The organism is Acinetobacter haemolyticus (genome assembly GCF_900406815.1).
Taxonomy (GTDB): domain Bacteria; phylum Pseudomonadota; class Gammaproteobacteria; order Pseudomonadales; family Moraxellaceae; genus Acinetobacter; species Acinetobacter haemolyticus_A.
In genome coordinates this window covers 87,322-100,253 of sequence record NZ_OVCN01000001.1, presented here as the reverse complement: position 1 = coordinate 100,253, position 12,932 = coordinate 87,322, and the positions used below count along the sequence as shown (strand labels likewise).

At 42.7% G+C, this 12,932-nt stretch carries 11 protein-coding genes and 5 tRNA genes; all 16 read right to left on the bottom strand.

Annotated elements, in window-relative coordinates; genetic code table 11:
• Positions 1–58 precede the first annotated feature (58 nt).
• On the bottom strand, positions 59–4,147 hold the full coding sequence (gene rpoB, locus DK207_RS00495; protein ID WP_004637643.1) for a DNA-directed RNA polymerase subunit beta: 4,089 nt from the start codon (positions 4,145–4,147) through the stop codon (positions 59–61).
• A gap of 308 nt (positions 4,148–4,455) precedes the next feature.
• Positions 4,456–4,827, bottom strand: a complete 372-nt coding sequence (gene rplL / locus DK207_RS00490; RefSeq protein WP_004637642.1) for a 50S ribosomal protein L7/L12 — start codon at positions 4,825–4,827, stop codon at positions 4,456–4,458.
• Positions 4,828–4,869: 42 nt separating this feature from the next.
• Positions 4,870–5,376: a 50S ribosomal protein L10 gene (rplJ, locus tag DK207_RS00485; RefSeq protein ID WP_004876417.1), complete on the bottom strand. Its 507-nt coding sequence runs from the start codon at positions 5,374–5,376 to the stop codon at positions 4,870–4,872.
• Positions 5,377–5,625: 249 nt separating this feature from the next.
• The gene (rplA, locus tag DK207_RS00480) at positions 5,626–6,321 is read right to left on the bottom strand and encodes a 50S ribosomal protein L1 (RefSeq protein ID WP_004637640.1); all 696 of its coding nucleotides are present in this window, start codon (positions 6,319–6,321) and stop codon (positions 5,626–5,628) included.
• A gap of 3 nt (positions 6,322–6,324) precedes the next feature.
• Positions 6,325–6,753 carry a 50S ribosomal protein L11 gene (gene rplK, locus DK207_RS00475; protein WP_004637639.1) on the bottom strand — a complete coding sequence of 143 codons (429 nt, stop codon included), beginning with the start codon at positions 6,751–6,753 and terminating at the stop codon, positions 6,325–6,327.
• A 111-nt stretch (positions 6,754–6,864) separates the two neighbouring features.
• Positions 6,865–7,398 carry a transcription termination/antitermination protein NusG gene (nusG, locus tag DK207_RS00470; protein ID WP_004637638.1) on the bottom strand — a complete coding sequence of 178 codons (534 nt, stop codon included), beginning with the start codon at positions 7,396–7,398 and terminating at the stop codon, positions 6,865–6,867.
• A gap of 6 nt (positions 7,399–7,404) precedes the next feature.
• Positions 7,405–7,845, bottom strand: a complete 441-nt coding sequence (gene secE / locus DK207_RS00465) for a preprotein translocase subunit SecE (RefSeq protein ID WP_004637637.1) — start codon at positions 7,843–7,845, stop codon at positions 7,405–7,407.
• A 76-nt stretch (positions 7,846–7,921) separates the two neighbouring features.
• Positions 7,922–7,997 (bottom strand) — tRNA-Trp (locus tag DK207_RS00460).
• Positions 7,998–8,045: 48 nt separating this feature from the next.
• Positions 8,046–9,236: an elongation factor Tu gene (gene tuf, locus DK207_RS00455; RefSeq protein WP_004770934.1), complete on the bottom strand. Its 1,191-nt coding sequence runs from the start codon at positions 9,234–9,236 to the stop codon at positions 8,046–8,048.
• 164 nt (positions 9,237–9,400) lie between these two features.
• Positions 9,401–9,475, bottom strand: a tRNA-Thr gene (locus tag DK207_RS00450).
• Between the two features lie 11 nt (positions 9,476–9,486).
• Positions 9,487–9,562, bottom strand: a tRNA-Gly gene (locus tag DK207_RS00445).
• Between the two features lie 34 nt (positions 9,563–9,596).
• A tRNA-Tyr gene (locus tag DK207_RS00440) sits at positions 9,597–9,680 on the bottom strand.
• A gap of 52 nt (positions 9,681–9,732) precedes the next feature.
• A tRNA-Thr gene (locus DK207_RS00435) sits at positions 9,733–9,808 on the bottom strand.
• A 98-nt stretch (positions 9,809–9,906) separates the two neighbouring features.
• A complete protein-coding gene (trpE, locus tag DK207_RS00430; protein WP_109439517.1) occupies positions 9,907–11,400 on the bottom strand; it encodes an anthranilate synthase component I in 1,494 nt (497 codons plus the stop codon).
• A gap of 82 nt (positions 11,401–11,482) precedes the next feature.
• On the bottom strand, positions 11,483–12,175 hold the full coding sequence (locus DK207_RS00425; RefSeq protein WP_005087950.1) for a phosphoglycolate phosphatase: 693 nt from the start codon (positions 12,173–12,175) through the stop codon (positions 11,483–11,485).
• 112 nt (positions 12,176–12,287) lie between these two features.
• Positions 12,288–12,896, bottom strand: coding sequence for an FHA domain-containing protein (locus DK207_RS00420; protein WP_109439671.1), 609 nt, complete (start codon positions 12,894–12,896; stop codon positions 12,288–12,290).
• Positions 12,897–12,932: the final 36 nt, after the last annotated feature.

Below are 12,932 nucleotides of genomic sequence, written 5' to 3'. Positions count from 1 at the left end.
TCTTTCGAGTGGGAACTCCCCCTTTCATAAAGGGGGTTGAGGGGGGATTAATGGCTAATTAGTCACCATTTTTCAGTTCAATGTTGATACCTAAAGAACGGATCTCTTTGGTCAATACGTTGAACGATTCAGGCATACCCGGATCCATATAATGGTTACCATCTACAATATTCTTATAGATGCGTGTACGACCTTCAACGTCATCCGACTTCACAGTAAGCATTTCTTGAAGCGTATATGCTGCACCGTATGCTTCAAGTGCCCATACTTCCATCTCACCGAAACGCTGACCACCGAATTGTGCTTTACCACCAAGCGGCTGTTGTGTCACTAGTGAGTAAGAACCAGTTGAACGCGCATGCATCTTGTCATCAACCAAGTGGTTCAATTTGAGCATGTACATATAACCGACAGTTACAGGACGATCAAACTGTTCACCAGTACGACCATCAAACAATACGGTTTGACCAGTACGTGGCAATTCAGCAAGCTCAAGTAACTCTTTAATTTGACTTTCTTCAGCACCATCAAATACTGGTGTCGCCAAAGGCACACCTGCACGCAGGTTACCTGCAAGTTTTAAAACTTCTTCGTCGGTTAAGCTATCAAGATCTTCTTGTTCGCCACCAACTTTGTTGTAAATCTTGTCGAGGAACGCACGCAATTCAGCAATCGTACGTTGCTGTTGGAGCATCTTATCAATTTGCTCACCCAGACCTTTTGCCGCCATACCCAAGTGAGTTTCAAGAATCTGACCCACGTTCATACGTGATGGTACACCCAATGGGTTCAATACGATATCAACTGGCACACCGTGAATATCATGCGGCATGTCTTCTACAGGTAAGATGTTTGATACCACACCCTTGTTACCGTGACGACCCGCCATCTTATCACCAGGCTGAATACGACGCTTAACCGCAAGGTAAACCTTAACAACTTTTAATACACCCGTTGTTAATTCATCACCTGTAGAAAGCTTACGCTTCTTCTCTGCAAATTTCTCATCGATTTCGATGCTCTTCTCTTTCAAGAACACTTGAATTTGCGTTAAACGTTCAGCAATCGCTTCATCAGCTGGTTGGATTTCAAGTAAATCAACAAGCTCTAAACCAGACAATACATCTTCTGAGAGTTTATCGCCGCGCTTGGTTGTACCGCCACCATTTGACTCTTGACCTTTCAACAAGCGAACAATACGTTCACGTGCTGCTTCTTCGAAGATTTTGTATTCTTCTTTCAAGTCTTTACGGTAGGCATCAAGTTGAGCTTTCTCAATTGCTTGAGCACGCTCGTCCTTTTCTAAACCATCACGTGTGAAGACTTGAACGTCAATCACTGTACCTTTGGTACCAGACGGAACACGCAAAGATGAATCTTTTACGTCTGCCGCTTTTTCTCCAAAGATTGCGCGAAGTAATTTTTCTTCAGGTGTTAACTGAGTTTCACCTTTAGGCGTTACCTTACCAACTAGGATATCACCCGCAGTCACTTCAGCACCGATATAAACAATACCTGACTCATCCAATTTAGACAGTGCAGCTTCACCAACGTTAGGAATATCGGCAGTAATTTCTTCTGCACCTAACTTAGTATCACGTGCTACACATGACAATTCTTGAATGTGAATCGACGTTAAACGATCTTCTTGAAGAACACGCTCAGAAAGTAAAATCGAGTCTTCATAGTTATAACCGTTCCATGTCATGAACGCGACGCGCATGTTTTGACCCAGCGCAAGTTCACCCATGTCAGTCGAAGGACCGTCAGCCAAGATATCACCACGAGCAACTTTGTCGCCCAAGTTCACGATGACATTCTGGTTAATACATGTGTTTTGGTTTGAACGTGTATATTTGATCAGGTTATAGATATCTACACCTGCTTCACCCGCAATCATTTCATCTTCGTTGACACGAATAACGATACGAGATGCATCTACATACTCAATCGCACCACCACGGTTTGCGATCACACACACACCCGAGTCGCGCGCTACGTTCGCTTCCATACCTGTACCAACAAGCGGCTTGTCAGCACGTAATGTAGGAACAGCCTGACGTTGCATGTTCGAACCCATCAATGCACGGTTCGCATCATCGTGTTCAAGGAATGGAATCAATGATGCCGCAACTGATACTACCTGCTGTGCAGAAACGTCCATATGCGTTACGCGTTCAGGCGACATACGTACGAATTCACCTTGATGACGCACAGAAACCATTTCTTCAGTTAAATTACCATCTTTATCAACTGCAGAGTCGGCTTGTGCAATGACAGTCCCTACTTCTTCAATTGCAGATAAGTATTCAACGTCATCTGTTACACGGCCATCTACAACTTTACGATACGGTGTTTCCAAGAAACCGAAGTCGTTCGCTTTTGCATACACAGAAAGCGAGTTGATCAAACCAATGTTTGGACCTTCAGGCGTTTCAATCGGACAAACACGACCATAGTGAGTTTGGTGTACGTCACGTACTTCGAAGCCCGCACGCTCACGCGTCAAACCACCAGGACCAAGTGCAGACACACGACGTTTGTGTGTAATCTCAGATAATGGGTTGTTTTGGTCCATGAACTGAGATAATTGGCTTGAACCAAAGAATTCTTTGATCGCAGCAGCAACTGGTTTTGCGTTGATTAAATCTTGCGGAGACAAGTTATCTGTTTCTGCCTGGCTCAAGCGCTCTTTAACAGCACGTTCAACACGCACTAAACCAACACGGAATTGGTTTTCTGTCATTTCGCCAACAGAACGTACACGACGGTTACCTAAGTGATCGATATCATCGACTTCACCTTTACCGTTACGGATTTCCACCAATGTACGAAGTACATCAATGATATCGTCGTGTGATAAAATACCTTCAACTTCACGAGACTTCTGATCAGTACCCACTTCGTATGGACGACCCAAACGACGGTTGAACTTCATACGACCCACTGGAGACAGGTCATAACGCTCAGAAGAGAAGAACAAGTTATTAAATAAGTTTTCAGCAGCTTCTTTCGTTGGCGGCTCACCTGGACGCATGACTTTATAGATTTCAACAAGTGCTTCTTCACGACCTGTTGTTGTATCTGCACGTAAAGTATCCGCAACGAAAGGACCACGATCGATATCGTTGGTGAACAGAATATTAAACTGTTTCACGCCGCCTTCAGCGATTTTCACCATCACTTCATGGCTAAGCACCGTATTTGCAGGAATCACATCACCATCTTTCAATGTGATATCTTCAGCTGTAATACGCTCATACAAGTATTCATCAGGTACTGAAAGCTTCGCTAAGTTCGCTGCTTCCATTTGACGTACGTGACGTGCATTAATACGTTTGCCTTGTTCAACAATCGCTTTGCCATCGTTATCTAAGATATCAAATTGCGCCATCTCACCACGTAGGCGATCTGGAACGAGATCAATTTGATAGCTGCCCATATCTAAATAGACAGGTACTTTTTCATAGAACAAATTCAGGATTTGCTCATTGGTATAATTTAAAGCACGTAAAATCACAGTCGCCAATAATTTACGACGACGGTCAATACGTACGAATACTAAATCTTTAGCATCAAATTCGAAATCTAACCATGAACCACGGTAAGGGATAATACGTGCTGAATACAACACTTTACCGCTTGAGTGGGTCTTACCCTTGTCATGATCAAAGAATACGCCTGGCGAACGGTGTAATTGAGATACGATTACACGCTCAGTACCGTTAATAACGAATGTACCGTTATCGGTCATGAGTGGCATTTCACCCATGTAAACTTCTTGTTCACGAACGTCTTTAATTGATTTGGTTTCGCGATCTTTAATGATCAAACGAATTTTTACGCGCATTGGTGCCGCATAAGTTGAACCACGTAAAATACATTCACGTACGTCAAACTCTGGTTTACCAAGACTATACTCAACAAATTCTAAAGCAGCATTGCCAGAATAACTTTCAATAGGAAAAACTGAACGAAATGCGGCTTGGAGACCGATATCTTCGCGATTTTTTGGAGTTTTGCCACCTTGTAAGAAAGTACGGTACGAATCGACTTGAATCGAAAGTAAGTACGGTGCTTCCATTACGTGGGGCAATTTACCAAAATTCTTACGAATCCGTTTCTTTTCGGTATATGAGTATGCCATCTGGAGTCCTCGGAAAGTAAACTAAGCCGCCTGCAGAACGGGCTTAGAAGGAATTACGCAAGCCGATATGGCCACCACTGTTTACAAATGCTGCAATTTTTAGTGGTATTAAAACGCTTAACAATATTTTTATAAGCAAAAAAATATTGGTAAGCGTTTGATATTTAGCCGTTTGTTCTAATTATATGCGTCAAAAACGCAAAACTAACAAAAAACGAGCCGATTATTGTAACGCAAAAAGGCTGATGACCCAAGAGCCATCAGCCATTTTTTGGAGCCGATTTTCAAAAAATCGACTCCCTACAGCATTACTTAAGTGTAACTGTAGCACCAGCTTCTTCAAGCTTCTTCTTAAGTTCTTCGCCTTCTTCTTTAGAAACGCCTTCTTTAAGAACAGCAGGAGCGCCTTCAACAAGATCTTTAGCTTCTTTAAGACCAAGGCCAGTAGCTTCACGAACTGCTTTAATTACAGCAACTTTGTTAGCACCGAAAGAAGTCAACTCAACGTTGAATTCAGTTTGTTCTTCAGCAGCAGCAGCACCAGCACCTGGAGCAGCAGCTACAGCAACAGCAGCAGCAGATACGTTAAATTTTTCTTCGAAAGCAGAAATTAATTCAACAAGTTCAAGAACTGTTTTTTCAGCAACTGCGTTTAAGATTTCTTCGTTTGTTAAAGCCATGAGAATAACTCCAAATGGATATTGAATGGTGTGAAAATAGGATTAAGCCGCTTCTGACTCGTTTTTCTCTTTGAGCGCTGTAATGAGGCGACCCAATTTCGAAATAGGAGCTTGAAGAACAGAGGCAAGCATAGTAAGCGCTTTCTCTTGGTTCGGAAGGTTTGCAATTACGCTAACTTCAGCACCTTTATAAAGCTTGCCATCAAATGCAGCTGCTTTAAGTTCAAATGCTTTATTAGTTTTCGCAAATTCTTCGAACAAGCGTGCAGCAGCACCCATGTCATCTTCAGAAGTAGAGAAACCGAGAATTGTTGGACCAACAAGGTCGTCATTCAAGATATCAAATTGAGTACCTTCAAATGAACGCTTAGCCAAAGTGTTACGCACGATACGTGTAGTAACACCTAACTTACGAGCTTCAACACGAAGTGTTGTTAATTGCTCTACAGTTAAGCCTTGATAGTCAGCAACAACGGCAGAGAACGCTTTAGAAGCAACTTCGTTTACTTCTGCAACGATCTGTTTTTTGTCTTCGATAAGAAGAGCCATCGTAAAACCTCCTAACGGTGATTTATGCATCCCAAAAGATGCACTCCCAATTCGTAAGTCTGACTAAGACTTACACGCGGAGGAGGAATAAATCACACCACCGCGTCTACTCAGACTGGAAGATTAAGAAAAACATTCGAAAATATTTCTCGCCTGAGGTCTTTGACGCTGATAAATATTCATTTATCAATTCAAAGTTTGCTTAGACTTTTTCAAAGAAAAAGTCTAAGGCTTTAAAATTCTGTCTAATTACTTAGAAACGTTGCTTACGTCAACGATCAAACCAGGACCCATAGTTGAGCTCAAAGTGATCTTTTTAACGTATACACCTTTAGACGTTGCAGGCTTTAAGCGTTTTAAATCTGCAATTAAAGTTTCAACGTTTTGACGTACTGCTTCTTCGCTAAAACCAAGCTGACCGATTGCAGCGTGGATGATACCTGCTTTGTCTACACGGTAACGTGCTTGACCAGACTTCGCATTCTTAACCGCGTTAGCAACGTCAGGCGTTACTGTACCCACTTTAGGGTTTGGCATTAAGCCACGTGGACCAAGAATAGTACCTAACTTACCAACAACGCGCATTGCATCTGGAGCAGCAATTACGACATCAAAGTCAAGATTTCCACCTTGAATGCTTTCAGCAAGGTCATCAAAACCAACAACGTCAGCACCTGCTTCTTTCGCAGCTTCAGCAGCAGCGCCTTGAGCAAAAACTGCAACACGTACAGTTTTACCTGTACCTGCTGGTAAAGTTGTCGCACCACGAACAACCTGATCAGATTTACGTGGGTCTACGCCAAGGTTTACAGCGATATCTAAAGATTCTTTGAACTTCGCAGCTGGTAAGCTGTTAAGAACTTGTACTGCTTCTTCCAAAGTGTAAACTTTGTTTGCTTCTACAGCAGCAGCAATGGCTTTTTGACGTTTAGTTAACTTTGCCATGTCTTATAGCTCCACTTCCAAGCCCATAGAACGTGCAGAACCAGCGATGGTACGCACACGAGCGTCTAAATCAGCACCAGTTAAGTCTGGTTCTTTAGTAGTCGCGATTTCTTCTAATTGAGCACGAGTCAACTTACCAACTTTAGTTTTGTTTGGTACAGAAGAACCCTTTTGAATACCAGCAGCTTTCTTAAGAAGAATAGATGCAGGTGGAGTTTTCATGATGAATGTGAACGACTTATCGTTGTACACAGTGATCACGACAGGAATTGGCAAACCAACTTCAAGTTTTTGTGTAGCAGCATTGAATTCTTTACAGAATGCCATGATGTTTACACCACGTTGACCTAAAGCAGGACCAATTGGTGGAGATGGATTTGCTTTACCAGCTGGAACTTGCAGCTTGATATAGCCGTCAATCTTCTTAGCCATTGAAAATTACCTCTGGGTACAAGCGCCGCTAGGCTCCCCAAAAATTAAACAACACCGAAGTGTTAGAACAACAATGCCCGATCAAATCGGGCGCTTCTCAACCAGTTCAAATTAAACTGTTTTTTCGACTTGGCGAAATTCCAGCTCAACCTGAGTAGGTCGATTAAATACATTAATTGTCAACGTTAAACGTGACTTATCGTATTGAACTTCCTCCACGACCCCTTTAAAGTCAGTGAACGGACCATCAATAACGAGCAATTCTTCACCTGGTTCAAACATCGTCTTAGGACGAGGTGCTTCACCAAGATTACGTACACGAGCAAGAATCGCATCAGCTTCACGCTGAGTGATTGGCGCAGGTTTTTCTGGTGTTCCACCAATAAAACCAAGAACTTTTGGACACTCTTTCACGATGTGCCAAGTATCATCATTCATTTCCATTTCGACTAACACATAGCCAGGAAAGAATTTACGCTCAGACTTGCGCTTTTTACCGTCCTTCATTTCAACTACTTCTTCAGTAGGAACAAGAACCTCACCAAAGCTATCAGCTACCGTGCTACGTTGAATACGTTCATTAAGCGAACGCATCACTTGCTTTTCAAAACCTGAATAGGCATGAATAATATACCAACGCTTCATCGCACCTTACCCGATAATTAACTTAATAAACCAGCCCAACCCGTAATCAAAACACCACAATACGATTGCTGTTACAATTACAACCACAAGAACTTGCCACGAGGTGGTCATCGTCTCTTGTTTTGTCGGCCAAGCCACTCGACGTAGTTCTATCCGCGCATCTAGCAATAAACGCACAAAGCCTTTACCTTGATGGGTGGCGTATAATAAACCTAAAGCGACCGCGATACAAGCCAAAATTACCCCAATGCGCACCCAAATATCATTTGCTGGTGCCCAATAGGCAGGTAAATGCTGATTTACCATTGCTGAACCAATCAGCAAAGTCAATGCAATCAACCATAAGACAACATCTAATGGAGAACCTGAGCTTACAATTTCTGCAGCGTTATTTCTTTGAGGGATTGGCGCGTCGCTCGATGCGTCACGCGATTTATCATTCGACATTTTTTTACTCGTCGTAGAATTCGCGACTTATTATATGACAACTTAGCCAGAATCAAGCGTTTTTATTTAAAAAAAGTGGCAGGTCAGGAGGGACTCGAACCCCCAACATTCGGTTTTGGAGACCGACGCTCTACCAATTGAACTACTGACCTATGATGCAAATCGAAAGCCGAAGCTTCCGATTTGAGTTTCATAATCTATTATGCAGTTACTTTCGCAACAACACCAGCACCTACAGTACGACCACCTTCACGGATCGCAAAACGTAGACCTGGGTCCATTGCGATCGGGTGGATTAACTCTACTGACATTTCTACGTTGTCACCAGGCATTACCATTTCTACGCCATCTTGTAATTTGATCGCGCCAGTTACGTCAGTTGTACGGAAGTAGAACTGTGGACGGTAACCGTTAAGGAATGGAGTGTGACGACCACCTTCTTCTTTAGAAAGTACGTATACTTCTGCATCGAATTTAGTGTGTGGCTTGATTGAACCTGGTTTAGCAAGTACTTGACCACGTTGTACGTCTTCACGCTTAGTACCACGTAGAAGAACACCACAGTTCTCGCCCGCACGACCTTCGTCTAGAAGTTTACGGAACATTTCTACGCCAGTTACAGTTGTTTTAACTGTATCTTTAATACCAACGATTTCAACTTCTTCGCCTACTTTAACGATACCAGACTCAACACGGCCTGTTACTACAGTACCACGACCAGAGATTGAGAATACGTCTTCGATTGGCATCAAGAATGCTTTGTCGATAGCACGTTCTGGCTCTGGGATGTAAGAGTCAAGCGCTTCAACAAGAGCAAGAACTGCAGACTCACCGTACTGACCAGCATCACCTTCCAACGCTTTAAGCGCAGAACCACGGATAACTGGAGTGTCATCACCTGGGAAGTCATAAGTAGAAAGAAGTTCACGAACTTCCATTTCTACTAATTCAAGTAATTCTTCATCATCAACAAGGTCACACTTGTTAAGGAATACAAGAATGTAAGGTACACCAACCTGACGAGAAAGAAGGATGTGTTCACGAGTTTGTGGCATTGGACCATCAGTCGCAGCACATACAAGGATCGCGCCGTCCATCTGAGCAGCACCAGTAATCATGTTTTTAACATAATCGGCGTGGCCCGGGCAGTCTACGTGAGCGTAGTGACGAGTTGGAGAATCGTATTCTACGTGTGAAGTATTAATTGTAATACCACGTGCTTTTTCTTCTGGTGCAGAGTCGATAGCTGCGTAATCTTTAGCTTCACCGCCGTAAGTTTTTGCACAGATCGTTGCAATCGCAGCAGTTAAAGTTGTTTTACCATGGTCAACGTGACCAATTGTACCCACGTTTACGTGTGGTTTATTACGTTCAAACTTAGCCTTAGCCATTTTGATTTTCCTCGTTTACGTCGACACCAGTTTAGAGAAAAACAACCCTGAAAAACTTTCTTTATCGACATTCGCCTAAAAAACTAGACACCTAATACTTGAAAAGCAGACTATAATAGCCTGCTTCTTTAAAATTTTGTAGAAATTCTACTAAGCTGTATATCTGGAGCTCTTATCGAGATTTGAACTCGAGACCTCTCCCTTACCAAGGGAGTGCTCTACCACTGAGCTATAAGAGCGATCTCTTCGATGGAGCGGGAGACGAGGATCGAACTCGCGACATGCAGCTTGGAAGGCTGCCACTCTACCAACTGAGTTACTCCCGCGCGTTGGTACTTTACCACTTCAATCGAAGTTATATGGTGGTGGGAGAAGGATTCGAACCTTCGAAACTTTCGTAGCAGAGTTACAGTCTGCCCCCTTTGACCGCTCGGGAATCCCACCAAATCACACTTGCACAGTGCAGCTCGTTTACTTCAAACTCAAAACCTTAAGATGGTGCCGGCACACGGATTCGAACTGTGGACCTACTGATTACAAGTCAGTTGCTCTACCAACTGAGCTATGCCGGCGCTTCTTAGTGTTTCGTACGTTTCGTATCGGAACGGTGTGCAGTTTAGCAAAACTCTGAATCGATGCAAGTGGTTTTTTTAAAAAAAACGCTAAAAACTCATAAAATCAATCCGTTTGACGATAATTCAACCGCTTTGATCACTGCGCGAGCTTTTATTTGGGTTTCATTCCATTCTGATTCAGGATGTGAGTCTGCAACCAACCCTGCCCCCGCTTGCACGTAAACCTTTTTATCACGAATCACACAAGTACGAATCGCAATCGACATGTCCATTTCCCCATGCCAACCTAAATAGCCAACAGCACCACCAAATACGCCACGTTTTACAGGCTCAACTTCATCAATGATTTCCATCGCACGAATTTTAGGAGCACCTGAAAGCGTTCCTGCGGGAAATGTTGCCTTAAACACATCCAAAGCATCGACATCATCACGCACTTCACCTTGTACATTTGACACAATATGCATCACATGTGAATAACGCTCGATTACCATGCGATCAGTGACTTGGACTTTTCCAATCTTTGAAACACGCCCAACATCATTACGACCCAGATCAATCAACATCAAATGTTCAGCAATCTCTTTTTCATCTGCTAATAAATCTTGCTCGAGTGCCAAATCTTCTTCTTTAGTCTTACCACGTGGTCGTGTACCGGCCAAAGGACGCACCGTTGCGATCCCATCCTCTAAACGAGATAGGATTTCAGGTGATGAACCCACAATATGAAAAGGCTTGTCATCAACAAGCGTTCGTCCTTGCACTAAAAACAAATACGGTGATGGATTGAGATGACGCAAAGCACGATAAACCTGTAATGCCTCACCATCAAAATCAGACACCATTCGCTGTCCTGGCACCACCTGCATGACATCACCAGCACGAATGTACTCTTTCACCGTTTCTACCGTTTCAAGAAACTTTTCTTTCCCCGTGATCGACTCAAAGTGCGGAGCTGTATGCGGTTTTGCCTGCAAACTCACAGGTGTTGCAAGCAGTTGTTCTAATTGATCCAATTTTTGTTGTGCTTGCGCATAAGCATCATCTTGATTTGCATCAGCATGATGGATTAAAAATAAAGTATCTTTTAAATTATCAAATACGATCACTGTTTTTGACAGCATTAACCATAAGTCTGGCAATGTCACAGGATCGTCTGCTGGAACATTTTTTAATTTTGGCTCGATATAGCGTACAGCATCGTAACCCAAATAACCCACCAAACCACCTGTAAAGCTCGGTAGTTCAGGCAATTCTTTTTTACTTGGTACTTTAAATTGATGCTGAAAGTCGCGAATATATTGAAATGGGTCGGTACAATTTTGTTGGGTAACAGTACCATCAGTTTGCTGAACGGTAAGCACACCTGCATTACATGAGAAAACCGTAGATTCACCCAAACCGATCATTGAGTATCTCGCCCAATTTTCACCACCTTCAACAGACTCGAAAAGATAGGCATGTTTATGTGTTTTAAATCGAGCAAAAACGGAAAGTGGGGTTTCAGTATCGGCTAAACGTTGGCGGTAAACAGGAATGGTGTTATAGCCGGCTGATTTTAATTGCTCAAATTGTACTAAGGTAGTCATGGATATTCTCTATGGTTTTAATTTCTGTGCGTTTTTTCTTTAGTGCTCTCTCAAGCCCGCCATCGAAAAACCATAACTACTTTCATGCCTGTCTCCTGATCTGATCTTCTTCAACAAGTTCCACTAAACGATCCACCACTTGTTGCGGTTGGCAATCGTAAATATTCTCCCCATGATTATAGCCATAGCTGACCACAATACAATCTATACCTGCACGTCGTGCAGCTTCAACATCATTACTTGAATCACCAATCATTAGTGTTTGTGCGGCAGCAACATTTTGGCTCTGCATACAGTGCAATAATGGCAAGGGATGAGGTTTACGCTCAGGCAAGGTATCACCACCAACCACCATCTTAAAATAAGATGAAAGTGACAAAATATCCAAAATACCTCTCGCTAACTGCTCAGGTTTATTGGTCACGCATGCCATAGCAATCCCATGTGTTTGGCAATAATCCAAAAAAGGTAAAACACCTTCATATACCTGAGTATTGACACATAACTCTTGTGCATAGACATCAACGAATGTGTTTAACAAGAGCGTATGTTGCGGAGGGCTTGCATCCTCAAATAAATATTCAAGGACTGTTTCACAAAGTTTTGCGGCGCCCTTTCCAACCCATGCTCGTATCTGATCTTCAGTAACTACAGGAAAGTGCAATTTTTCCAAACTCATATTCATTGCACGATATAAGTCAGCAGCAGAATCTACAAGTGTTCCATCCAAATCAAACAAGATAAGATCACGACGTTGTAACTGTGCAATGGACATTAAATTTCCACCTATAAAATGAAAAAGGCATCCCTCAACTAAACCCTAACACCACTTTACTAAAATGTTAGAGCAACTCGAAGCATGCCTTGATTGTAAAAGTTTAGTCTAATTATTTAAAGAACAACCAAGCGATCACCGCCAAAATGATCAACACAATCAGAGAAATCATGCCCACTGAAGCATTTTTTTGTTGCTCTTTTTCCTGCGCAACTCGCGACACAGGCTCTGGCATAGGCACTGATTTTGGTTCAGCAGAAACCTCAACTTTCACCCCTTCAGGGATCGGTGCAGGCTTAGGAATACCCACTTGCTGAGGCATACCATCGCGACTAATTGGCGTTTCAACAGCTCTTTCTGCAATACTTGGCATACCTTGATCTTGCGTGACTGTGTTTACAGGTTCCACTTCAATTTCTGGTAATTCAGTTTCTGAGGCAAGAACGCTAAATACAAAACTTGCAAATTGCAAAATATCACCATCATGCAATTCAGTATCTTGAGTGATACGCACATCATTCACAAAAGTACCATTTGATGAGTTCAGATCTTGCACCCACAATTGTTGTTCCTTAAGCAACAAAGCAGCATGGCGACGTGAAATATCGGCAGATTGCAATAAAATATCAGCCTCTTGATGACGCCCTACCAACATATCACGTTCAATCGTGAGTTCTTTCCCCGTAAATTCACCTGTAATGGCTTGTAGTTTCCAAGTCATAAACATCAACCCTTATCCTGATTTATTGATTATCGG